The organism is Blastococcus sp. CT_GayMR19 (genome assembly GCF_004570385.1).
Classification (GTDB): Bacteria; Actinomycetota; Actinomycetes; order Mycobacteriales; family Geodermatophilaceae; genus Blastococcus_B.
Genome location: NZ_SPQL01000007.1, coordinates 21,885 through 46,382 on the forward strand (window position 1 = coordinate 21,885; position 24,498 = coordinate 46,382).

Annotated in this window: 16 protein-coding genes; 8 read left to right on the forward strand and 8 right to left on the reverse strand. The window is 69.8% G+C overall.

Features of this window, described 5'->3' with window-relative positions; genetic code table 11:
• The first annotated feature begins 19 nt into the window (after window positions 1-19).
• The 5 genes from E4P39_RS11235 (at window position 20) to E4P39_RS11255 (ending at window position 5,871) form a co-directional block, all read left to right on the forward strand.
• Window positions 20-1,663, forward strand: coding sequence for a glycosyltransferase family 39 protein (locus E4P39_RS11235; protein WP_167761779.1), 1,644 nt, complete (start codon window positions 20-22; stop codon window positions 1,661-1,663).
• Entirely contained in the window at window positions 1,660-3,045 is a 1,386-nt protein-coding gene (locus E4P39_RS11240) for an alkaline phosphatase family protein (protein WP_135136624.1), read from the forward strand. The genes E4P39_RS11235 and E4P39_RS11240 overlap by 4 nt, the downstream gene beginning before the upstream one ends.
• A 155-nt stretch (window positions 3,046-3,200) precedes the next feature.
• The gene (locus E4P39_RS11245) at window positions 3,201-4,169 is read left to right on the forward strand and encodes a hypothetical protein (protein ID WP_135136625.1); all 969 of its coding nucleotides are present in this window, start codon (window positions 3,201-3,203) and stop codon (window positions 4,167-4,169) included.
• Window positions 4,166-5,332, forward strand: coding sequence for an endo-1,3-alpha-glucanase family glycosylhydrolase (locus E4P39_RS11250; RefSeq protein ID WP_135136626.1), 1,167 nt, complete (start codon window positions 4,166-4,168; stop codon window positions 5,330-5,332). The genes E4P39_RS11245 and E4P39_RS11250 overlap by 4 nt, the downstream gene beginning before the upstream one ends.
• Before the next feature lie 197 nt (window positions 5,333-5,529).
• Window positions 5,530-5,871 carry a hypothetical protein gene (locus E4P39_RS11255; protein ID WP_135136627.1) on the forward strand — a complete coding sequence of 114 codons (342 nt, stop codon included), beginning with the start codon at window positions 5,530-5,532 and terminating at the stop codon, window positions 5,869-5,871.
• A gap of 70 nt (window positions 5,872-5,941) precedes the next feature.
• Here E4P39_RS11255 and E4P39_RS11260 read toward each other — a convergent pair whose 3' ends face one another.
• The 4 genes from E4P39_RS11260 to E4P39_RS11275 form a co-directional block, all read right to left on the reverse strand.
• The gene (locus E4P39_RS11260; RefSeq protein ID WP_167761783.1) at window positions 5,942-7,180 is read right to left on the reverse strand and encodes a DUF1996 domain-containing protein; all 1,239 of its coding nucleotides are present in this window, start codon (window positions 7,178-7,180) and stop codon (window positions 5,942-5,944) included.
• A 646-nt stretch (window positions 7,181-7,826) separates the two neighbouring features.
• On the reverse strand, window positions 7,827-10,214 hold the full coding sequence (locus E4P39_RS11265) for a glycosyltransferase family 2 protein (RefSeq protein WP_167761784.1): 2,388 nt from the start codon (window positions 10,212-10,214) through the stop codon (window positions 7,827-7,829).
• 765 nt (window positions 10,215-10,979) lie between these two features.
• Window positions 10,980-12,020, reverse strand: a complete 1,041-nt coding sequence (gene nrfD, locus E4P39_RS11270) for an NrfD/PsrC family molybdoenzyme membrane anchor subunit (protein WP_135136630.1) — start codon at window positions 12,018-12,020, stop codon at window positions 10,980-10,982.
• Window positions 12,021-12,066: 46 nt separating this feature from the next.
• Window positions 12,067-13,119, reverse strand: a complete 1,053-nt coding sequence (locus tag E4P39_RS11275; RefSeq protein WP_135136631.1) for a 4Fe-4S dicluster domain-containing protein — start codon at window positions 13,117-13,119, stop codon at window positions 12,067-12,069.
• Window positions 13,120-13,270: 151 nt separating this feature from the next.
• Here E4P39_RS11275 and E4P39_RS11280 point away from each other — a divergent pair, with 151 nt between their 5' ends.
• Complete coding sequence (locus E4P39_RS11280; protein ID WP_135136633.1) at window positions 13,271-14,476, forward strand: glycoside hydrolase family 3 N-terminal domain-containing protein; 1,206 nt, start codon at window positions 13,271-13,273, stop codon at window positions 14,474-14,476.
• A gap of 31 nt (window positions 14,477-14,507) precedes the next feature.
• On the opposite strand, the gene E4P39_RS22330 is transcribed toward E4P39_RS11280, so the two are convergent.
• The 4 genes from E4P39_RS22330 to E4P39_RS11305 form a co-directional block, all read right to left on the reverse strand.
• Complete coding sequence (locus E4P39_RS22330; protein ID WP_167761787.1) at window positions 14,508-15,575, reverse strand: hypothetical protein; 1,068 nt, start codon at window positions 15,573-15,575, stop codon at window positions 14,508-14,510.
• Between the two features lie 221 nt (window positions 15,576-15,796).
• On the reverse strand, window positions 15,797-18,064 hold the full coding sequence (locus E4P39_RS11295; RefSeq protein WP_135136636.1) for a zinc ribbon domain-containing protein: 2,268 nt from the start codon (window positions 18,062-18,064) through the stop codon (window positions 15,797-15,799).
• Entirely contained in the window at window positions 18,061-18,519 is a 459-nt protein-coding gene (locus E4P39_RS11300; protein WP_135136637.1) for a hypothetical protein, read from the reverse strand. Before E4P39_RS11300 ends, E4P39_RS11295 begins: the two co-directional genes overlap by 4 nt.
• Before the next feature lie 13 nt (window positions 18,520-18,532).
• Complete coding sequence (locus E4P39_RS11305; RefSeq protein ID WP_135136639.1) at window positions 18,533-20,284, reverse strand: streptophobe family protein; 1,752 nt, start codon at window positions 20,282-20,284, stop codon at window positions 18,533-18,535.
• Window positions 20,285-20,919: 635 nt separating this feature from the next.
• Here E4P39_RS11305 and E4P39_RS11310 point away from each other — a divergent pair.
• A complete protein-coding gene (locus E4P39_RS11310) occupies window positions 20,920-22,011 on the forward strand; it encodes a PASTA domain-containing protein (RefSeq protein WP_135136641.1) in 1,092 nt (363 codons plus the stop codon).
• Window positions 22,008-24,455 (forward strand): GDSL-type esterase/lipase family protein, encoded by a 2,448-nt coding sequence (locus E4P39_RS11315; RefSeq protein ID WP_135136642.1) that lies wholly within the window; start codon window positions 22,008-22,010, stop codon window positions 24,453-24,455. The genes E4P39_RS11310 and E4P39_RS11315 overlap by 4 nt, the downstream gene beginning before the upstream one ends.
• Window positions 24,456-24,498: the final 43 nt, after the last annotated feature.

Here is a 24,498-nt window from a genome sequence, read left to right on the forward strand (position 1 = left end):
TCAGGGAGTGTTTCGCCGGATGACGGTTACGAGCGGCCGGGTGGAGCCGCCGGATGACGGTTTTCACGGGGCGCTCCCCCTTGCCCCGGAACGCCAACGGAACGCTGGCAACGTCGTGGCGACGGGCGTCGTCCGCAGGGTGCTCAGGCGGCCGGGATTCCTGCCCACCGTCGTTGTCGCCCTGCTCGTGGCGGTGCCGGCACTGGTGCTCCGCGTATGGGCACTCGACTCGCTGGGCCTCAACAGCGACGAGGCCGTCTACGCGGGACAGGGGGCATCACTGGCCCGCGACCCGGCCTTCCTGCCCTACTTCCCGGTGTTCCGCGCCCACCCACTGCTGTTCCAGTCGCTGCTCTCGCTGGAATACCGCATCTTCGGGGTCTCGCCACTCGGTGGACGCCTTCTGTCGGTCGCCTTCGGCTTGGCCACGGTCGCGCTGACCTATGCAATCGGCAACCGGCTCTATGGGAAGCGGGTGGGTGTCCTCGCCGCACTCCTGATCGGCGTCATGCCTTACATGGTTGTGGTGAACCGTCAGGTCCTGCTGGACGGCCCGATGGTCTTCTTCACGTCTCTCGCCCTGTACCTGCTGATCCGCTTCGTCCAGACCGAACGGGCTGGCTGGCTGTACGCCGCGGCGGTAGCCCTAGGGCTGGCCACACTCACGAAGGAGACCGCCATCCTGCTGGTGGGCGGGGCCTACGCCTTCTTCGCCCTGACTCGGAAGACCAGACTGCGCCTGACCCAGGCGGCGCTGGCTCTCGGCGTGCTTTTCCTGACCGTCCTGCCCTACCCAGTCTCACTCAAGCTGGCCGGCAATTCCTCCACCGGCGGCGCTTTCCTGGTCTGGCAGTTGTTGCGCCGCGCCAACCACTCCTGGGGCTTCTACCTGGAGGTCGTCCCGCCTGCGCTGGGGCTGGGCGTAGTCGGTGTCGTCGTCGTGGGCCTGCTGCTGCTGCGCCGGTCGCTCACCTGGTCGGAACACCTGCTCGTCAGCTGGATCACGGTGCCCAGCCTCTTCTTCACGATCTGGGCGGTGAAGGGCTTCCAGTACCTGCTGCCCATCGCCGTACCTATGGCGGTGCTTGCCGCGATGGTGGTGGTCAGCGTGCCCTTACCGCAGGTCAACCGGAAAGCCGGCGCCCACAGCGTCACCACGGCGGGACTGCGCGGTGTCGTGGCGGTGGCGCTGGTTGCCAGCCTCGCGGCTACGTCCTGGGTTCGAGTGCAACCCTCGACCGCGGGCTCGAGCTTCCTGGCCGGTACGGGCGGCGTGCCTGGCGGACGGGAGGCCGGGCAGTGGGTCGACGAGAACCTTCCCGAGGGCGTGACCATGCTCGCGCTGGGGCCGTCGATGGCAAACATCATCCAGTTCTACGGGCAGCGCAGGGTGTACGGCCTGTCCGTCAGCCCCAACCCACTGAGCCGCAATCCCGTCTACGACCCCGTCCACAACCCTGACTTGAGCATCCGGCACAGCGACCTTCAATTCCTGGTCTGGGACTCGTTCTCTGCGGAACGGTCACCATTCTTCTCGGACCGTCTGCTCTCCTACGCGGAGCGCTACCACGGCAGGATCGTCCATCAGGAGTTCATCAACGTGGAGACCAACCAGGGTTCCGTGCGCAGACCAGTGATCATCATCTATGAGGTGCGACCGTGAGACGGCTCTCAGCCGCCCTGGGGGTGCTGGCCACGGCCGGCTGGATCGTGGCGGTGCCGGCTTCAGCAGCAGCTGAGGATTTTGTTCCGGCTGAGCAATTATCCACCACGACTCCGATCAAGCACTTCATGGTGCTCATGCAGGAGAACCACTCCTTCGACAACTACTTCGGCACCTATCCCGGGGCGGACGGCATCCCGGATGGAACCTGCATGCCGGTCGACGCCGTCAGCAGGCCCGGCGAGACGCCCGCGAACGATGACTGCGTCGAGCCGTTCCACATCGGGGATCGGGCGATCCTGGACCTCGGACATAGCGGGGACGTGCACGAGCGCCAGTACAACGACGGGCGTATGGACGGCTTTCTTGAAGCCTTCGCTGAGCGACGCGAACTCAAGGGTCAGCCGATGGGTTATTACGACGACCGCGATATTCCTTTCTACTGGAATGTTGCCGACAACTACGTGCTCTTCGACAGGATGTTCACGTCGGCCGCCGGCGGAAGCGTCTGGAACCACATGTTCTGGGTGACCGGAACACCCGGCAACCCCGAGGGAGACCTACTCCTTCCCGGCGGCTTCGACCACGTGCCCACCATTTTCGACCGCCTCCAGGAGGCCGGCGTCTCGTGGAAGTTTTACGTGCAGAACTACAAGCCGGAAATCAACTTCCGCACTCCCGGGAGCGGGGATGAGGGAGCCCAGATAGTCTGGGTGCCGCCGCTCAACTACAACCGCTTCCTCGACGACCCGGACCTGTCCAGCCGGATCGTCGACATGAGCGAGTACTACCAAGATCTGGCGGAAGGGACCCTGCCGGCAGTCAGCTTCATGGTGCCCTCCGGCGCCAGCGAGCACCCGCCCGGCAGCATTCAGGCTGGAGAGCGCTTCGTCCGGTCACTGACCGACTCCCTCATGACCAGCTCGGCGTGGAGCTCGTCCGCGTTCATGTGGACGTACGACGATTGGGGCGGTTGGTACGACCACGTCCCACCTCCCCAGGTGGACGAGTACGGGTACGGCTTCCGCGCGCCGGCGCTCCTGGTCAGCCCCTACGCGAAGAAGGGGCACGTCGACTCCACGACGTTGGACTTCACCTCCCAGCTCAAGTTCATCGAGAACAACTGGGGCGTGCCACCTCTCGGCGACCGCGACGCGGCGGCCAACGACATCACTTCCGCATTCGACTTCGCGGCCGGTCCGCGCGAGCCCTTCCTGCTCAGCCGCAGCCGCTCATCGGAAGAGCTGCCCGAGACGAACACTGGCGTCGTTTATACCTCCTACGGGGCAGCACTCTTCGTGTTTCCCCTCGTCGCCGCCGCGCATCGCCTTGTCGCCACGCGCCGTCGACGCGGGCGACACCTGAGGAAGGTCGCCCCGTGACACCATCAGCCGGCCGCCAGGGACGCCACAGAGTCCGACCGTCGATCCTGGCCGCCGTCGCCCTCGTCGTAGGGATGCTGGCCGGACCGACGGCGAACGACGGTTCACGACTACGCCTCGCAGCCGTACCGAGCGGCCCGCTAGGCGCTATCACCATGAGCACGGTCCCCGCGGTACCGGGCTTCCCGGTGACACTGGACGGCGTCACCGTACTCACCGACGTCAGCGGTAACGCGTCCTTCACCGCCCCGGTGACAGATCGGGAAGACCTCAAGCAGCGCATCACGCTGAACACAGCCATGGTCCCCATAGGGACACAAGAGGTCCGCGTTCGGGCCGACCGGGTCTACTCGTCTGGCCCCCAAGAGGCTCGAATCGCCCTCGGCCTGAGCTATCTAGTCCAATTCGGATTCAGCGGAGTCGATGGGGCCCCTGTCGACGCGTCGGCCGTCAAGTCGGTCCGCCTCAAGAGCGAGGTCGGCGAGATACTCGAGGCACCGGCACACGAGGGTGCATGGCTCCAAGGGAGCCGTGTGGTCCCGCGGGCTGGCGCGCTGGAAGTCAAGGAGCTTCTCTGGAGCGTGCAGCGGGTCGAGTACGCGGGCTCCAACGTGGTCAACGTCTCGCAGCAGCGCTTCGTCCCCGCACAGCAGCAGGCTGTGGACATCGAATTGCTGTTCTTCAAGTTGGACGCCCGTGTCCACGACGCCATCTTCGATTTCGCCTACGGCGGCGCCATTGAACTCACGTACCCCGACGGGGCCACCAGGCGCTTTGGTCTCGATGACAACGGGCAGCTGAGCCTGCCTGCGCTGCCGCGAGGCGATTACTCGATCGCTATTGACGGGCCGGGTCCCTCGATGCCGCGCCCTCTGGCAGTCTCACGCGACCAGACCATCGAGCTCGCCTTCTACAGTTGGCTGGACATCGTCGTTATCCTCGTCGGCATATTCGGCTTCGCAGGGGGGCTCGCCTGGGCGGGTCGGGTTCGGCGGCGCCGCGATGACACGGACGGACGCGTGCCATCGCGCAGTAGCGCTTCCTCCCTAGCCGAGACACGAAGGCCTACGGAGAGCACGCAGGAGACGAACACCATCCCGTCCTCCGAGCAGCTGACCGGATGAGGGCCCTAGGCCCGAGATGCGGCACTTGTCTCCTAGCACTGACGACGGCGCTCTGTATCCTGCTGCCAGCTGCCGGCCGGAACTTGGAAGCAGACGCTCAAGACCAGACCCCCTCGGCGCCCGCGATTGCGAACGATTGCCCGGCGCACACCACCGTGCAGCCTGGGCAGGCGCCAGTTCTCGCTCACTTCTACATCTGGTTCCAACCTTCGTCGTGGAACCGGGCGAAGACCGACTTCCCGACCGTCGGGCGGTACTCCAGCAGCCAGACGAGCGTGATGAGGCAGCAGGTCGCGCAGGCACGCGCCGCCGGGATCGACGGCTTCATCGTCGGCTGGAGGAGCACCGACACGCTCAACCCCCGACTCGCGGCGCTGCGCAGCGTCGCTGAGGACAACGACTTCAAGCTGGCTATCACCTACCAGGCACAGGATTTCAACCGGAACCCGCTGCCGGTGGCCCAGGTGCAGCGGGACCTGGAGGAGCTGGCCGCCACCTACGCCGACGACCCCGTGTTCCACCTGCTCGGGCGCCGGCCGGTGGTCGCCCTGTCCGGAACTTGGCACTACACGGAGGAGGAGCTGCGGTCCATCACCGCACCGGTGGCCTCCCGACTACTGGTCCTGGCGACGGAGAAGAACGTCGCGGACTACGAGCGGGTGGCCGCGACCGTGGAAGGCGAGCTGTACTACTGGTCGTCAGGGGATCCCGAACAGACCCGCGGCTACCGGGAGAAGTTGCTCGACATGGCCAATGCCGTCCGGGAGCACTGCGGTGTTTGGGTGGCCCCCGTGATGCCGGGTTACGACGCCCGCGAGCTGGGGGGCACCCGCGTCGTGGTCCGCCGAGACGGTGAAACGCTGCGCAGCTCCTGGGAGGCGGCGCTGGCCACCGTTCCCGACGCGATCGGTGTCATCTCGTGGAACGAGTTCAGCGAGAACACCCACATCGAGCCCAGCACCGGCTTCGGAACCCGGTACCTCGACGTCCTAGGTGATCTAACAGGGGCCCCGCCACCCCCCGGCAAGGAGCTCGACTCCAGCGATCCACAAGGAGTCGGGTCCCCTGCCCGGGCAGCCTTCACGGTAGGGACTGTCGTTGCGCTCGTGGCCCTCCTCGCCGTCCTGGGGATTCGGCGGCGCCGCCAGGGCGGTCAACTGTGAGGCTAGGGCCCGCCCACTCGGGCCCACTGTGGAGGTACGGGAGCGCATTGGTAGTCGCCGGCTCGCTGCTGGCGACGGCCGGTTGCGAGGGATCTGTCGGGACGAGCGCCACTGGCAGCCAGGCCACGTCATCGCCCAGGCCCGCCGCCAAGAAGACCTGTCCCGACGTTTCCTGGGATCCGCCCGCCTCGCTGCACGTGGTGCAGACCAGCCGTGAACTCGTCGGGTTCAGTCCCACGGTTCTCGGGGTGGAGAGCACGTGGGCCGGCGACGGATTCACGGCCGTGACCGTCGCCGGCGGGTACGTGGACGACCTCACGGAAACCTACGACGACCTGCACGTCACCTCGTCGCGCGTCCTCGATAACGGGGCAGAGGCTGAGATACTCCAGGGCCAACTCCTGGACGAACCGGTGCTCGTCGTCGTCTGGCGCGACCCAGGCGTGGACGTCCCGTGCGACGTCCACGCCCTCGTGGTCACCGGCGCTGACGCCGCGCTGGAGGAAGAGCTTCTCCGCGGTCTGCAAGCGGGCCCGTGAATGATGTGGTGAAGGAGTGCATCCCTCCGCTTCTTCACCACATCAGCTGTCGTGCGCCGTTCGAGACTTCCTACCGCAGTTCGACGGTGTTTCGAGCCGACAGCTTGCCGGCGTTGGCGGTCACGGACACCTCGGCGGATCCGGACCACGACCCAGGAATGCTCAGCGAGGCGGAGAAGGTCCCATCATGGCCCGCCTCCACCACAGCACTGCGCTTGGAGCCGCCGAACGATACGACGACCTTCGCCGAGACGTGCGCGGGGAAGCGGGCACCATCAACTGCAAGTCGCGTGCCCGACCGCTGAGCCGGGGTGATAGCAGGCGCTGACGACGACGCGGTAGCTGACGGGGACTTGGTCGGAGCCGGAGCAGCCGTGGCCGTGGGGCGCGGGGCCGCCGCCGAACCGGACGGCACCGTCGTCTTCATACCAGGAGGCATCCGGCTGTCGGACACGGTCTCGCAGAAGCGATGAGCGTAGATGCAGTGCTTCATGAGTTCGGCCATGGCCGCGGGCTTCCAGGCGTTCAGGAAGTCCGCGTGCAGCGTCATCGGACTGTTCATCGAGGCCAAGGTGATCTTGCCGCCTGTTCGCCCCTTGGTGAACCGCTCGGCCAAGGTCAGCTGCGGGATTTGCACAGGGTGGGCAGCGTCGCACTTGAAGTCCTTCGCGTACGACATGTGCGACTTGTGATCGGCGGAATCGAGGTTCTTGCCGTCCCAGCAGTTGGGGAAGACCACAGAGGCTTCCAGCAACGCGCGGGGACCGCAGTTCGGCGGCAACGACTGCTTTCTCACCGTCGCACCCTCTCCTTCGATGCGGCACTGGAAGCCCGCGATCCCGGCACTCTGGGGCGATGTGGCCATTGCATCGCCCGCGAGGATCTTGAGGCCGAAGGGGATGGCGACCAATTTCGACGTATCCCTCGTGGCGGCACGGTAGTACGCGCGCACCTGATAAGGATTCAACGGTTTGCCGTCGACCAAGAGGGTGGGCATCCAGTACGAGGCGGTGTCCCCGGAGTTCGTGCAGTTGGTGCGCTGGTTGACCAATTGCTCCGCTGTGGAATAGGCGTTGATGCTGGTATTTCCGCTGAAGGTGTGGTCGTGGGCGCGCCCGGGCATGCCGGGGAAAACGATCGGATCATCCGGAGCGTTCTTCGTCACCTGGCATGTGGTGACCCAGTCGACGTGCTGGGGGAAGTCGGACGCGGACGGTGACAGGATCCGGAAGCCGTCCGCGGAAGCCGGGTTGTTCGTTCCGTCCAGAATTGTCAGGACACCGAACACCGTCGCGGCAAGGGCGGCCACCAACAATCTGGATCGACCTACACGGGACATGACAGCAATCGCCTCATCTTGAGCTCAGGGTTTGGAGTCTTGGTCACGAGCGCCTCTCACCCCCCGACACGAGGCAGCCCGAATCGTCATCTGCGTCGGCGAGGTCCTTGTCACGGAGTCGCTCGGCGAACCACTTGGACTGGACGTGTAGCACAGAGCGCGGCCATACGGCACCTGTGAGCGCATTCGTCCCAGGAGGTCTCGGCGCGTGATCCGCCGGACAAGCCAGGCAATGCCGAGCTGATGGCCAGATTCTTGTCGGCGGCCTGCGCGCCAGCGCAAACTGCCCAGCGCGGTCTGGCTCGGACGCAGAGATGTGCAGGAGACGTGGGGGTCAAGAAGGCCTCTGATGACCGTGACCGCCTTCGAGGAACTGTCGGCAGTTTCAACGTGCTGCCGGCGCGACCTCCATTCGAATCGACCTCGCTCGAGTGCGATGCTCTCACGTCTATCTCACTGTGTGCAAGTGCGCCATCACGCAGAGGCCGGGGCGGATCAAGCCGCCGCGCGAACGGATCCGAGGAGGGGGCCGTCGCGACGGGCCGGTCACGAACCGCCGCGGCGCCCTGCTGGAGATCTCCAGCAGGGCGCCGCGGGCGGCTTGGCGCGGGATCGCTCAGTCCGCCGCGCTACGGCTACGGGGGTGCGCCTCGGCGCCGCCCCAGGTGCGGGGCCTTGACACCGGGGAGCGAGGTGCCTCTGGAACTGCCGGAGCGGTGCGCCGATCCTGCTCGAGCAATGCCGGGATCGTGTCAGCCCAACCGAAGGACGGGGAAGCGATCCTGCGCAGGCCCATCCGCGATACCGCGGACGTCAGGACCGCCCGCTCCATTCGCTGCAGCTCGGCGTAGTCACGGTCACCCAGCACCCACACGGGCGCCAGGTACTGGAACGGCGGGAAGCCGTACGCATCTGCCGTGTTCACCATCAGCTCATCAACGGCTTCGGTGGCCGTGACCTCGCTGAGCCTGTCGTCGCCACGCTCAATGAGGAAGAGATCGCGCACCGTCGTCGAGGATCCGGTCCGGCAGGGGACCAACCGGTCCACGTTGTACTTCGGTGGCGGGACCAGGATCTGGGTGATCGAGTTGATCGCCATGATCGGCAGGTTGTACCGGGAGAGCACGAGGGCCAGCGAACGCCCCTCCTTGGAGTGCAGCCGGCTCTGGATCCGCAGCCGACGCCATTCCGCGGGACTGAGGTCGCTGGCCTCCACGGCGCGCAGCGTGTGCTGGCTGATAGTCAGGGGCTTCGGGAACGACAGCGCCGTAGCCTGGGGGTCGAGGATTGTCATGTCGTCGGACAGGAACTCGCCGCCGTGCTCGCGCAGCAGCCGGAGGATCGTGCCCGTCTTTCCCGTGTCGGTGCGCGCGGAGAGCATGATGCCGTGACCATCGAGGTTCAGGCATGCCGAATGCAGCAACATCCGGCCACGGTCGGCCACTACGAACCGGAGCAGCGCCTCGAGGATGTTGGTGTAGACCACGTGCGGTGACCGGGCCAAGAGCGGCCCCACGGTGACCTCGATGGTCGAGCCCATGTCGATCCGGAAGTTGGAGCCCAGCCGGCCCAGGTGTTCCTCGTAGCGCAGCGCCCTTGGGTTGACGAACTGCGTCACGACGGCCCGGCCGATCGGCATGCCACGGCCGACGTCGCCAACGCGTACTGCGATGTCCATGTCCCCGTCGAGCCACTGAGCCCGGAAGTACTCCAACTCCGGCAGTCGCACCTGCGAGCCGATGGTGATCATGCCGGCGACGTCGTAGCGGTAAGGCAGGTACCGGATCCGCTTCGCCCGAGCGCGGTCGACCTTCGACCCGTCCGCCGCGAGGTCCACGAGGTGCTTCACGGGCTCGACCGGCGGCAACTCTGTCTGCACGGCTATCGCCTCCGCGCGGCGGCCGAAGATCAAGCGGTCACTGATCACGTAGCGCGCCGCGAAGAGCGCCACGAGGGTGATGAAGTTGGCCGACAGCACCCCCAAGCCGACATGCACGAGAGTCCACAGCAGCGGTAGCCGTAACAGCAGCGCGAGGTTGTTCATCGCGGCGAAGCGCCACAGTCGTCCCCACGCGCCACCCTTGCCCGAGGTACGGAACACGACGCGGTCGGTGAGGAGGAAGTTCCACAGCGTGGAGACCTGCGTGGCCAGGGCTGCTGACAGGAGCAAAGGCAGCGCGAAGACCTCAAGGTGGAGCAGCCACAGCGCCGCCGAGTTGACGGCGATCCCCGACGCCCCGACGAGGCCGAACAGGATGAGCCTCGAGCGCGCGCGTGGTGCCCGGCGGGCCTCGGCGTTGCGCTCACGCGCAATCTGCAGCCGGAGCCGCGCCAGGTGCCGGCCGAAGCGGAGCACCTCACGGACGGACGTCTTGCTCTCGCCGGCGTGTCGCGGAGCGAAGCGGAAGCTCACCTCGGCGGTGCGCAGATGCGGGTTCCGGACGATGAGCTCGAGAAGGATCTTGTAGCCGTAGGGCTGGAGGCGCTCGGTGTCGAGCGCCGCGAGGCGGACGGCGAAGAAGCCGCTCATCGGGTCGCTGACCCGCGCTGCGCGGCGGGGAAAGGCAACCTTCGCCACCCGGGTGGCGAACCTGGAGGAACCCTTGCGAGCACTGCCATCCAGACCGGTCGAGCTGCCGTGGCCTGCGTACCTGCTCGCGACGACGAGGTCGACGGCCTGTCGACGGGCCGTCGCAAACAGCTGCGGGACGATCTCCGGGGGGTGTTGTAGGTCCCCATCCATCACCAGGGCCCACGCGCCGCGAGCCGCCCGCATCCCACTGACGACGGCTGTGCTCAGGCCACCGGCCCGCTGGCCGGGCGCCCGCCGGAGGAGACGGACCGGTAGATCGAGCCGGCGCCCCACCCGGGCGACCTCCTCCGGGGTCTCATCATCGGAGTCGTCGACGATGATGATTTCGGCGGCGGTCCCGGCCAGCGCAGCGCTTAGCCTGTCCAGCAACGGCTCCACGTTCTCGCGTTCATTCCGTGTCGGGATGATCACGGTGAGCTCCGGCCAGACTATGTTCAGGTCATCGTTGACCGTAATAATCTGAGGCTCAAACCCCACAGCCTGGTCTTGCGTGTTTCGATCAGAAGTCCGGAGATCGTTTGAAGACAAGGCGACTACCCATTCTTGTCGAGGAGGCGCCGCACGCTAAAGTGGCGGCGAAAGTAGTTCCGCGGACGACTGGCGCCCGTCCGGCATCATCGCCAGTAGCGCCTCACGGGCATGGTCGAACGTCACACCCAGCACGGGAAGTCCGGAGATCTGCGGCGATCAAGGTGAGCACGGACGAGCTCAGCGAAATGTCACCTGAGACGGGTTGCGACCTCCCTCATCAAGTGAATCCCGCGTGAACTATGCGGGAACACTAGGGGTCACCACCGTGACCGCACAATGGCTACCGCCTCGAGAAATCTGACGTTTCCGAACGGCCATGTGCGCAACCGCGACAACCCTCGAAATACCTCTACAGCGGGTTACGTTACTGGTGCGTACTGTTCGATCATCCGGCCAGCCCGGGAAGTGCATGCTCTGCCCCGTGTCGCTGAGCTGCGCGGATCGTGGCCGGACGCCGGGAGACCTGTCGCGCGGGTCGACTGCCATCGCGCTCCACACCCAGACGCCGCCCGGGGCCGCCGTGCGCCGAACAGTTCCTCCGCCGGCGCCACCCTGAGGCCGCCTCGCCAGGCCAGGCAGCGTACGAACGTCCGGGAGATCCGCCCGCGACGGGCACGGATACAAGCTTTCCGTGGAGCGGCCGGCTCAGCGGGTGACGGTAGGGACGTGCCCGTTCTCGCGGGCGACCATGCGCTCGCGCTGCGGGATCACCGTGTACTTCGGGTCTCGAGCGCTGACCATGCCGGCGTCGAAGACCCCGAAGCGGGTCAGCAGCGAGCCGGCGGCCAGGAGTGTTCCTGACGCGACCGCCCCGAGCCTGGTGCGCCCGGCCACCACGGTCAGCCCCGCGCCTGCCGCGGTGCACGCCTTCGCGGCTCGCATCAGCTGTCCGGCCCGGCCCTCGTGATACGGCTCGCTGACGATCCCGTGGTCGTGCTCGACCCGGTGCACCACCGCCAGTTCGATGGACGCCCCGGCCACCGCCATCTTCCGCGACGGTCCGGCCTCCGCCACCGGCGTGAAGATCATCGTGAGGCCCCCACCGGCGGCCATCGCCGATCCCGCGAAGACGAACGGCAGCTGCTCGTGCGGCGCGCGCCACGACGGCACGGCCGTGTTGGCGAGCAGCACCGCGGTGTACGTCGCCATCGGCCCGCCGAACAGCGCCGACACGAGTCCACCGAAGCGCTTCAGCCGAGGGAACCAGCCGAGCAGCTCCACGGCCGCCGTCGCCCCCGCCGCCGCGCTGAACGGCGACAGGATGTACGTGCCCACCGACAGCGCGGACGTCGGCTTGATCACGCGCAACATGTGCAGGAACCGCTCCGGCCGGCCCAGGTCGTGCACCAGGAACACCACCGACGCGATCGACCCACCGCCGGCCACCAGCCGGGACGCGCGGGTCAGCGCCGGCCGGCCGCTGAGGTCGGCCATCGCACCCAGGATCGCCGACGTGCCCGCCGCTCCCCCGAGGAAGAGGTAGAGCGGCACGTCCGGCGACTTCCACACCGGCGCCTTGATGATCGGGCGCCCGTAGTAGGAGGTGAACTCGGCGTCGTCCACCATCGCGACCTCGCCGACCGCCCGGCGTCCGCTGCGGCGTCCCTTGCCGCCGCCTTTCTTCTTCCCGACCCAGCCGTCGGCCCGGCGCCAGCCGGCACCCGGCGTCGCCACTCCCTCGGTCATGCCCGACCCCCCGCGGCCATCATGGCCATTCTGGCCGTCACGGACGTCACCGCTTCCGGGATCCGAGGACGGCGGACAGCGCCACCCCGACGATCATGGCCGCGCCCGCGATGGCCGATCTCCACATCGCGGGCATGTCGTGGGCCGGGACGATCGGGTCCGGCGGCAGCCCGTAGACCTCCGGCTCGTCGAGCAGCAGGAAGAACGCCCCGTTGCCGCCGACGCCGTCGTTCTCGTCCCGGCCGTACAGCCGGGCCGTCTCCACGCCCTGCGACTTGAGCGTCGCCAGCCGGGCATCGGCCCGCGCCTGCAGCTCGTCGAGGTCCCCGAACTGGATCGACTGCGTGGGGCACGCGGTCGCGCAGGCCGGCATCAGCCCGTCGGTCAGCCGGTCGTAACACATCGTGCACTTGAAGACCCGGCCGTCGCCCTTGCGCTGGTCGATGACGCCGTAGGGACACGAGGGCACGCAGTAGCCGCAGCCGTTGCAGATGTCCTGCTGGACGACGACGGTGCCGAACTCGCTGCGGAACAGCGCCCCGGTGGGGCAGGCGTCCAGGCAGCCGGCGTGCGTGCAGTGCTTGCACACGTCCGACGACATCAGCCACCGGATCTCCCGGTCCCCCGACTGCGTCGTCTGCGGGTCGAACTCGGCGAGCGCCTCGGCGTTGAGCACGCTGGACTGGGCCTTGGCCAGGCTGTCCGGCTCGCGCAGGTCGAGGCCGAGGTCGGTCCCCGCACCAGCCCCCGGCAGGCCGACACCCGGCATCGGGAGGTCGACCGTCCGCGCCTGCTCGATGAAGGCGACGTGCCGCCAGGTGTTCGCCCCGAGCTGGCCGGTGTTGTCGTACGACATGCCCGACAGCCCGAGGGCGTCCCGGTTGCCGTGCGAGTCGTCCATCGGGAGCGTGTTCCACTCCTTGCAGGCCACCTCGCAGGCCTTGCAGCCGATGCACACCGAGGTGTCGGTGAAGAAGCCGACCCGTGGCGGGTGGTCCGGCTCGTAGCCGTCCACCTGCTGGACGTCGGGCAGCGGCCCGAACAGGCGGTTGCCGGGATCGTTCTCCTTGAGAGCTGGGCTCGCCGAGCTCACCGTCATCGTGAAACTCCCGGGCCGGTCGTCATCGCCACAGTATGTTGGAGCCGAAGATGGGCCGCCCGACGAGCGGTCCCCGCGGCGTCCCGGAGCCCTGTTGCGTGCACGGCCGGCGGGCTCCGATCCCGACGGTCGACGACGCGTGAGGAGTCGCATGCGCCGGTCAGTGCCCCGACGATCCGCGCTGCTCGCCCTGCTGTGCTGCCTGGCCACCGCCTGCGCGTCGTCGCCCGTCCCCGAGGCGCAACGGACGGCGGAGCCGGCGCGGTCGTCCGCCGCGGCGACGCCGACCCCGGACCCTGAAGCCGCGCGGCAGGCGGCACTCGACGCACAGGTGACGGCGACGCTGGCGCGCCTGGACCGGGACGGGCAGCTGGCCCAGCTGTTCGTCGTGGGGGTCCATCTCGACGACCTCTCCGCGGCGGACCCTCTGGTGCGCGACACCCGGGTCGGCGGGATCTTCCTGCGTGGCCGGAGCACCGTGTCCACCACGGAGCTGGCCGCGACGACGGCCCGGTGGAGATCGCTGTCGCCGGGCGCAGCGCCCTGGGTCGCCGCGGATCAGGAGGGCGGACGGGTCCAGACCCTCAGCGGCCCGGGATTCGGCGCGCTCCCCGCGGCGTGGGAGCAGGCGCAGCTCCCGCCGGCTCAGCTCGCCGCGGTCGCCGACGGGATGGGCGCCTCGCTCGCGAGCGCAGGGGTCACCCTGAACCTCGCGCCCGTCGCCGACGTCGTCCCGGCCGGGACGGAGGGTGGCAACGCACCGATCGGCGCCCTCGGCAGGCACTACGGCAGCACCGCCGCGACGATGACCCCGACCGCGCAGGTCGTGATCGACGGCCTCGCCGCGCATGGCGTGACGGCGACCCTCAAGCACTTCCCGGGGCTCGGGCACGTGCAGGAGAACACCGACAACGCGGTCGGCGTGACGGACACCGTCATCGGCGCGGACCACGAGCAGGTCGCTGCCTTCGGCCGGCTCGCCCGGTCGCCGTCGAGTCCCTTCGTGATGATGTCGTCGGCCACGTACGCGCAGATCGATCCCGCTGGCCAGGCGGCGTTCTCCCGCCCCGTGGTGACCGACCTCCTGCGCGGACAGCTCGGTTTCGGCGGTGTCGTGATCTCCGACGACCTGGGTGCGGCCATCGCCGTGCAGGACCTGCCCCCCGGCGAGCGCGCCGTCCGCTTCCTGGCCGCCGGCGGAACCCTCGTCCTCACCGTGGACTCGCGCGTCGCGCCCGAGATGCTGGCCGCCGTCCGCGACCGGGCGGCAGCCGATCCGGCGTTCGCCGCCGCCGTGGACGGCGCCGTGCGGACGGCCCTCCTGGCCAAGGCCCGCCTCGGGATGCTGCCGGGCTGAGGGGCCCCTGGGACGGGTCGCCGGCCGCCCGTCAGTCGTGCGGCGAGGTCAGCGTCCGTGCGGCGCAGGCGTTGGCCAGCTGCTCGGCGGTGAGCGTCGGGTAGGTGCTGGCGCACCAGGACTTGACCTGGTCGCTGCTGGTGAAGCCCACGTCGACGAGGGTGATCCAGTACGCCTGGCCGTCCGCGGCCACGGAGCGCTTGCCGAAGTCGGTGCTGCGCAGGACGAGCACCGACGAGTCCGACACCGAGGCCACCGCCGCCCGGCTCTCGGCCAGGATGTCGACCGCGTAGAACGTGTGCGTCCCGTTGGCCGCGCTCTGCAGGGGGTCGGTGATGCCGACGCTCTTGCTGGCCACCTGCGCGACCCAGCGACCGTCGAGAACCAGCCGGGGCAGCGACTCGGTACGCAGCGTCTCGAGCTCGACCAGCGCCTGCTGTTCGGGAGTGACGGTCGGGCCGGCGGGGGTGGTCGTCGCGGAGCTCCTGGACGGCGTAGCGGAGGCGGAGGCGGACGCGTTGCCGTCCGCCTCCTGGGCCGCGTCGGCGTCGCCGGGCCCGGGCGCCGCCTCGGACAGCGGGGCACCGAACGCGACCGATGAGGCGTCGTCCTCGATGCCCTGCGGGCGCTGCAGGTACCAGGCGACACCGATGCCGGCGGCGACGAGGCACAGGACGACCGCCGCGATCAGCATCCGCCGGCCGCCGCTCCCGGCCGGTCCGCGGCGCGACGGCGCCGGGGGTGGCGGGACGGCCGGTCCCGGATAGCCGACCGGCATGGCCGCGGACGGATGCGTGGCCGCGGACGGTGGCGCGGCCGCGGACGGTGGCGTGGCAGACAACCCCGTGGCCCAGGGGGCCGCATGCTTGGCCGGCTTCGCAGCCGGCGCAGGGGGCTGCATCGCGCCGTACGGGTGACCGGCGGGTGGTGCAGCGGGAGCCCCGCCGCCCGGCCGGCCACCGGAGAACGGTGCGTTGCCGCCGAGACCCGCCGGACCACCCTGCCAGCCGGCCTGCGCCGGCCAGACCGGCGGTGCGGCGCCCGCGGGTGGCCCGTGGGGCGGCAGGGCATGCCCCGCCGCCGCGGACCGGTCTGCCATCGCCGGCTCCGCGCCGCCGTTCGGACCACTCCCCCGGACGTCGTCCGTCATTCCGCCCCCGCCGTCCTGCGCCACGCTGCCCCCTGGTGCCGAGTGCCGGCGACGAGCAGCCATTGATACGTGCCGTTCCGGAACGCCGCGAGCCTAGGTGGCGCCACCCCGGTTGTGGAGCTTCCGCCGCCTCGCGCCGTGCACGGCGGGTCGCACCCGCCGTGCCGAACTCATTGGGGGACGACGGTCACGCGGAACGTGCCGGATTCACCGAAGTAGTCCTCCACGCTGAGTTCGTACATCTGGGCCGACGACTCGTAGTACGGGAAGACCGTGGCCGTCGAGTAGTAGTACCCGGGTGAGTCGCTGCTGACGGTCGACCCGTCCATGGTGAGCAGCTCCACGTACGGGTAGACGGATCCCTCGCCCTCGACCTCGATCGCCACCTCCTGACCGGCAGGGACGAACACCCGCATGGTGGAGGGCTGCGAGCCGGCGACCGTGCCGGTCACCGAGCTCCCCACCGTCAGCACGTCCGCGGGCAGCGTCTCGATGTCGACGTCCTGGTCAGCGGCGACGTTGAGGAAGTGGCGGCCGGTCTCGGCGGGCTCGAAGACCGAGGTCCAGACGGTCTCGCCGCTGGGCGTCAGGATCTCCACGAGGTCGTCGTTCCCGGTGCCGAACAGCACCACCTCGCCGGCCGTGGCGTCGAAGCTCAGCATCCGCGCACCACAGGCCCCTCCCCCTGCGGCGGGGACGGTCGACGGGACCGTCACCTCCTCGACGGAGGACAGCGTGGGGCTGATGCTGAACGACCCGGACTCCCCGCCGACCACCAGGACGCGGTAGCGACCGGCGTCCTCCGCGAGCACGGCCTGTGAACTGGTCGGTCGGCCGTCCGGCCCGTAGATCGACCATCCGGCGGAGTTGTCGACGCAGGGGGAGAACACCTTCCCGGCCGGGACGTCCATCTCGTACAGGGCGTAGTCGTAGGGCTGCTCCACCGAACCGTCGAGCGTCTTGCCCTCCTCCAACTGCCCGTCGACCCCGCCGAACTGGGGCACGTGCAGGAGCGATGCCACGTCGTCGGCGTCGAGCCGCGCCACGAGGCGTCGCGTCTCGGCGACCACCGTCGCCATCGGGCTGAGGTACCAGCGCCCGTCGACCTCCTGGGTGAGGAGCGTCAGGGAGGGGAACTCGGACGCGACCTCGGACCTGACTCCCGCATCGGTGAGTGCCTGATCGAGGCAGCCGCCCTCGGGGTCTCCGTTCTCGACGTAGCTGAGGCAGTTCCGGTCCAGCGTCCAGGTGATGAAGTCCCGGTTGCCGGCCAGGGAACCGTTCGCCGAACGGATGGTCACCGGCACCCGGTCATCGACCTCGTCCCCCGCTGTGGCGTTCACGGCCTCGACCGTCAGCTGCGTCTCGGACTGCAGCTCCGCCAGCGCACCGTCCTGGTGCAGCGACGAGACGATCGCGTCCCGGTAGTGGTAGAGAGCGGCGGCCTCGTCCGGGCTGAGCAGGTCGAGGAACCCGTCGACGTCGTACCTGGCGAGCGCCTGGGCCGCCTCCTCCACGGCCGCGGTCGCCGAGTCGGCACCGGTACCGGTGAGGTCGATCTCCTTCGAGAAGTCCGGAGCCGGCAGTCCCTGGTTCACCCGCCACAGCTCGAGCAGCGTGTACGTCGGGCTCACATACCACTTGCCGTCCCGCTCCACGGTCATCAGCCGCAGCGGCGCTCCCTCGGTGGCGTCCCGGGTCACCTCGACCAGGTCGGCCGAGCCCTCGGTCGCGCGCCGCACGTCGCCGTCGGCGATCCGCAGCGGCCCCTGCAGCTTGTCGGGGTCCAGCGCCCAGGAGACCGTTCCGCTGGTGATGGTCACCGACGCGACGTCCGGCCCCAGCTCCTCGGTCTGCACGGCGACGTCGTCGAGACGGAGATCGAAGCCGGCGAACGGGTTGTCCTTCGCGGCGACGCCGGTGCTCGTGGCCTTGGATTCGATGGTCTGGTAGAGGTCGACGATCGGGCCGACCTCGCCGGGGGGCAGCAGGCTGAGCGCGGTGACCGCGTCCTCGCCGTCCGCGGCGGCCGAGAGCTCGAGTACGGCGGCCGACGGCGAGTCGGCGCCGCCGTTGGGCCCGGTGAACTGGTCGTAGACGAAGTAGCCGACGACACCGAACACGCCGAACGCGGCCACGCCGCCGATGCCCGTCAGCAGACCCCGCCGGCTCTTCCGCGGACCGGCAGGAGACGCCGTCGGCCCGGCCGACCAGACCGGTGCGGTCCCGGCGTCGGCGAGCGGCGGCTGCTGCACGTACTGGGGTAGGGGCCCGGCGCCCTGCCGAACCGGCTCGGAGGTGGCGACGACGGGCGGCAGGGGCGCGCCGGCGGCAACCGGCGCCGCGACGGCGACCGGCACCCCGACCGGTGCGCCGCAGTTCTCGCAGAACCGGGCACCCTCCGGGAGACGTGCTCCGCAACTGGGGCAGAACTTCATGACCGAACTCCTGAGGCTGCAGCGGCGTCGCGCCGTGTACGAGGGGACTTTCTGAAGGGGGCCGGAAGCGCCACCAGGGCGACACCACCGGCGAGGGCCAGGCCCGGGCCGAGCAGGGCGAAGTCCGGGCCGCCCCGGGGCACCGCGATGAGAACCGCGAGGACGACGAGGACGACCAGGACGAGAAGTGCTCCGAGGGCACGCAGGGCGAGAACGGCCCCCCGGCGGGGCAGCACGGCGGTCAGGACGAGCGCCGCCGCCGCGGACAGCGGCACCGCGAACCAGACGGAGGCCAGTGCGGTCAGCACCGGCTGGTGCACCACCTCGTCCAGGGCGAGTGCGAGAGAGGCCGTGTCCCAGCCGTTGCGGCCGACCGCGCCCGTGCTGCTCCAGGGCAGCACGGTCGCGATCAGTACCGCGGCGGCGGACAGCACACAGCCGAGCTGGCGCCGCACCGACCGATGCCGGCTAGTAGACGGGCGGCGTCGGCTCGACCGCCGCACCGAACCGACGACGGACGCCTGCGACGAACCCGCCGGAGACCTTGGCTGCGACGACCGGAGCGAGCAGGCCGGTCAGCACACCCCAGATCGCGAGGACGAACGCCGCCATGAGGGGGTTGAACATGATCGATCCGTTGGCGGCGGTCGTGAACTCCGACGCCTCACCGTCGACGCCGATCCGGAGCAGCAGGGTGGCGACGAACGCGACGAGGGCGAGCGCCCCGGCGTACCGGAAGCCCTCCCGACGGGCGTCCTCGATCGTGTTCTGGCGCACCGCGAGGGCGGTGGCCACGAGTACCATCACTGCCAGGAGCAGCACGGGAGCGAGCCAGAACCATGCGCTGGTGTCGGTGAAGGTGAACAGGGTGATGCTCTCGGAGCCCTGCGGCGTGAACTGACCCAGCGGGGTGGCGGTCGTGGAGCCGTCCACGTTCATCGGCACACCCGCCGCCCACAGCACGCTGGCCAGGGCCCCGTTCCCGGCGCCCAGCACGGCACCCCCGAGCTGGGCGAGCTTGTTGTCCTCCTCGATGAGGCCGTAGATCAGCCCCGCCAGAACGGCGAGCACCCCGACCGAGAACACCGCCACGGCAGCGAACAGCGGGGCGAGCGCCTTGTCCCGGACCACGGCCCACCGGCCGGGCAGCACGGTCGAGCGGTGGAGCAATGCGGTCAGGCCCAGCACCGCGACCGCGAACAGCAGCGCACCGATCACGGTGGAGACGACGCCGACACCGAGCCGCCCCACCAGCCCGATGACGTCGGTGGCCTCGGTCGAGTACCGGGTGAGGAGGGACAGCGGGAGGAAGAAGGCGGTGAACACCAGGGCCGTCCGCACACCGTGCAGCACGACCTCCGTCGTGCTCGTCGGCCCGAGCTTCCGCACCTGCTTGGCGAACAGCCAGCCCAGGAGGCCCAGGCCCACCAGCGTGACGGTGAGCGGGAGCAGGCCCACGCTGAACGACGTCCCGAACGTCTCGGCGTCGGCCTCGGCGTACGCGTCTCCGCCGACGGCCAGGCACGCGCCGGCCAGGACGAGAGCCAGCGTCTCCCGGAAGCCGACGCCGCCCTCGGTCAGGAGGAGCATGCCGACCAGCGAGACGAGGAGCATCGCACCGACCGAGATCGCGGCGGTCCGGGCAGCACCGCCCCAGTCGCCGGTCAACAGTGCGTCGACGGCACTGCGACCGGGGGTTCCGGTCCGCGCGGGTCCGGCCGCGGGCGCTGCTCCCCACGGGGCGGAGGCCGGCTGGGCCGGCCCGGCCGGGTAGGACGCGGTGGCCGCCCACGGCTGCTGGGGCTGGCCGGCGTACTGCTGGTCCGCGTACGGCGACGGCTGGCCGGAGTACGACCCCGGCTGGTTCGGGTACTGCGCCTGCTGACTCGGGTACTGCGCCTGCTCGCCGGGGTACGTCGGCTGAGCCGGGTACGCCGGCGGGACAGGCGGCTGCTGAGCGGAGTACGCCGGCGGGACAGGCGGCTGCTGGGCCGCGTAGATCGGCTGCGGTGGCGGCTGGTCGGCGCCGGCCGCGGTCGGGTACTGATCCCCGTCGTACTGCTGGGCCTGCGTCGTCCGGGCCTCGACGCTCCCCTGACCCGCGCCCGGCGCCGCCGGCTGTCCCACGGGAGGTCCGGCCACGGCTGCGCCGCAGTTGGCGCAGAAGCTGGCGCCGGGCACCCTCTCCGCACCGCAGCTGCTGCAGTAGGTCCCCGTCATGCGTTCGTCCTCCTGGAACTGCCTGTTTGCGCCGATCGGCGCGACTGGCCGTCAGATTAGGGACTGCGTTTCGCGAACCCACGGCATTCGAGCCCGACGTGACCAGCAATTTCCCCCGGCCGACGTGATTCGCACCGTCAGCCCCTGCTGTCCCTCTCGCCGCACGGCCGATGCGCGTCCGCGGCGGCGGCCCCTGATGCAGTCGATCCCCACACCGGCTGCTCGGCCGGCCGAACACCTCGACGGCGGGCCCTTCCGCGACATTTCGGGAGCCCACCGGCTCGGTTCTCCACGATGAGCCCGCTGGTGATGCAGCATTCGGCTCCGCAGCGATTCGATTCCGGACGAACGGATGTCAGGTGGACCCGCAGGACCGGCAGCCAGAGCAGCCCCAGCGACGCGCCTGGCCTCCGGCCGCGAACCCTCCCGTGCCTCCGGCCGCGAACCCTCCCGTGCCACCGCCGTCGGGCCCGCCCGGGAGCGAGGTGTTCCCGGGATCGTTCACAGCTTCCCCACCGCCCGCCGTGCCTGGGGTGCCTGTCGAAGGCACCCGACCGGCAGCGGCAGCCGGGACACCGGTACCCATACCAGGAGTTCCTCCCCGCCCGGAGGCCACCCAAGGGTGGGCGGCGCCGGTGGACGGCATCGGGCAGCCGGAGGCTCCGTACCCGCCGGACGGCGCGCTCCCGGCGGACGGCGCGCTCCCGGCGGACGGCGCGCCTCCGGCGGACGGCGAGGCGACCGCGCCTCCGGGCAAGCGACGACGGATCCCGTGGAAGCGGCTGGCGCTCATCGGGGTCGTGCTCATCACGCTCGGGGTGTTCTCGCTCGGGGTCGCCACCGGGTGGGCGCTGGGAAGTCGAAGTGCCGGCCCGAGCGGGGAGACGGTCACCGAGGTCATCGCCGCACCGACCGATGCCGCCGGGGGCGTTCCGGTGCTTCCCGACGTCCGTGGGCTGCTCCTGGTCGACGCGCAGCAGGCCGTGGTCGACGCCGGCCTGCCCGTCGACGTCGTCGAGACCGCCGACGCGCCCTCGGCGCTGGCCGCCGGCACGGTGCTGCGACAGGACCCCGTGGGCGGCACGACGAAGGTCTCGAAGGTCACGCTGTACGTCTCGGTGCCCGGTGCCGTGCCCGACCTCGTCGGCCAGACGGCGGACGACGCGCGCACCGCGCTGCTCCAGCTCGGTGCGGAGTTCCAGCAGGAGCAGGTGTTCGACCCCGCGGCCGCGGAGGGCACCGTGCTCGCGCTCGACCCGGCGCCGGGCAGCCCCCTGACCAGCATGATCACCGTGACCGTCGCGGGCCCGGCGGCCAGTATCTTCCTCGCCGATCTCAACCCGGTCGAGGGCGGCTGCAGCAAGGACGACACGTCGATCAACGGCACGGACTTCCCGAACTCGTTGCTCTGCGGCGCCAGCTCGTACGAGAGCACGGCCGCCTATCTGGTCGACCGGGTGACCACGAGCCTGGACATGACCGTGGGGATCAGCGACGACAGCGACACCGACGTGTCGGTGCGCATGGTCGTGCTGGCCGACGGCCGGCCCGTGGCGTCCGTCGACGTCGGCTACGGGCAGTCCCGGGAGATCTCGGTGCCCACGAGCAACGTGCTCCGGGTCGAGATCCAGTACTCCTCGACCGGCGAGGGCTCCGGACGCCTCGCACTCGGCAACGCGCGGGTGACCGGCAGCCCCGAAGGCATCAGCTCCCTGGACACGCAGTGACGGTTCTCCGCCGCGCCGTCCTCGCCGCCGCGGCGCTGGTCATGGCGACCGGCGTGTTCGTCGTGCCCGTGTCGCCCACCGCCGCGGCGCCGAGCGACCCGATCCCGTTGGCGGCCTCGCACCCCGTGCTGCTGGTGGTCGACACCTCGGGGTCCATGGGGGACGACGACGTCGCCGGCGTCCAGAAGATCGAAGGCGCCAAGACCGGACTGCTCCGCCTGCTCAACCGGCTGCCGCAGCAGACGGTCATGGGCCTGCGCCACTATCCCGCCGGCAGTGGAGGGTGCGACACCGGCGAGGAGGTGATCGACGTCGCCAAGCGGGCGCCGGCCAGCATGAGCGCGGAGATCCGCACGCTGACCGCGAGCGGGGACACCCCGACCGCCGAGGCGCTGCAGGCCGCCGGGGAGGATCTGCTCAGGAACGGTTTCACGGAGGCGACGATCATCGTCGTCTCCGACGGCCAGAGCACCTGCGCCGACCCGTGCCCGGTGGCCCGCAAGCTCATCTCCAGCGGGCTCTCCGTGACCATCGACACGATCGGCTTCTCCCTCGCCGCCGACGACCCCGCCCACCAGGAGCTGACCTGCCTGTCGGACGCGACCGGCGGCACGTACACGCCGGCGGACAGCGCCGACTCGCTCGCTGACCGCCTCTCCCAGTTCGGCGAGGCGATCGTGTCCCTCGACGCGAAGGCCGCAGGCACCTTCTACCCGGAGTCGCAGACCGAGCTGGAGGTCACCGCCACGGTGACCAACAGCAGCTCGCAGCTGGTGACGGACGTGCGCGTCGACCTGCGCTTCCTCCCGGGGGCCAGCGCGGGCGCCCCCGCGGTGGTGGCTCCCCTGCGGATCCTCGGCAACCTCGAGGCCGGCAAGAGACGGGAGGTCTCCTGGCGGGTGCCGATGACCACCGCGAAGACCCAGGGCGAGCTGAAGTACACGGCCCGGGCGATCAGCTCCGGGGCCAGGCCGGTGGAGAAGGGCGGCACGGTGAAACTGCGTGCCGGCCTGTCCATCGACGACGCCGGCAAGCTGTTCCAGGACGCCGACCACGTCGTCGTGCTCGGTGACTCCTTCTCCTCCGGCGAAGGTGGCGGACGGTACGAAGAAGCGATGGGGGCCTGCCACCGCAGCCCGAACACCTACGCGGTGCAGCTCTTCGGTCAGGCCCGGGTGACGAACCTGGCCTGCTCGGGGGCTGTCGTCAAAGATCATTCCGACCCCAATTACGGACGGGCTGAGGACGGCACATCACCACTGCGCAGCCAGCGCGCCCAACTGAAAGACGTCGATGACATCGACCTGGTCATGCTGACCATGGGTGGGAACGATGTGCATTTCGCGGACATCATCACGAACTGTGCCGCCGGTGTGGGCTGCGACGGCCTGCTGATCTGCACCGGAAGGCAGATACCGAGCCTGAAGGCTTCATGCGAGGCGGAAGCCTCCGCCAACCCGGTCTTCTGGGAATTCGCCCTGGGTGACCTCCGCACACAGCTCGTCGAGTACTACAAGACCGTTCTGGGGGAGACCGGCGCCGCCCCGGTGGTCGTGCTTCCGTACGTCAACGTCGTCCCGGTCGACGATCGCGGAGCCAACGCCTGCTTCTCGGGCCTTCCGGGGGTGTCCCGTCAGGAGCTGGAGCTGATCCGCTGGCTGCAGGGCGAGCTCAACCGGAAGATCGCTTCCGCGGTCGCCGAGGTGCGCGATTCAGGCACCGCCGACGCCGGCAGCCGTCTGCACTACGCGGCCGAGGTCGAGACGGCGGTGCTGCCCAACCACACCATTTGCGACACTCGGGACCCCTGGGTCGTCCCGATCGGCGAAAAGCTGAACGGTCGCGAGAAGAACGAGCTGGTACACCCGACCGCGGCGGGATACCAGGCCATCGCCGGCGCCCTGCTGCGGTGGTCGTCGCGGGAGAACCCGCCGCCGCTGGACGACAGCGTGCCCATCCCGGCGTCGTACCTGAACACAGGCGTGAACGCGATCGGTGGCGCGGTCGACGGCGTCAAGGGCTGGATCGACGACCGCGTGGACGCCGTTCGGGAGATCGACCTGAGCGGACCGTTGCGGAACTTCACCGCGCCGGCCGGCCGGCCGATCACTCTCTTCGGCAGCGGGTACGCGCCGGGTGTCCTGGTCACCGTCGGCATCGCCAGCACCATGCAGACACTCGGCAGTGCCTACGCCGACGAGAACGGCGAGGTGCGGCTCACGGTGACCGTGCCCGCAGAGCTGGGCGGCGACCACACGGTCTACGCCGCCGGTTTCGACCCCGACGGGAACTACCTGGTCCAGGGGCAGGCGCTCGAGGTGACCGACCCGCCGATCTGGGGTTCCCTCGGCGTGGGGCTGCTCGGCGCTCTCCTGATCCTGGGCGGCTGGCTGGTCGTCCGCGTGGCGTGGCGGCGCCGTCAGGCGGTGCCGGACGCGGCGTGATGCTGCGGGGGTGGTTCGCGGCCGACAGGCCGCGAACCACCCC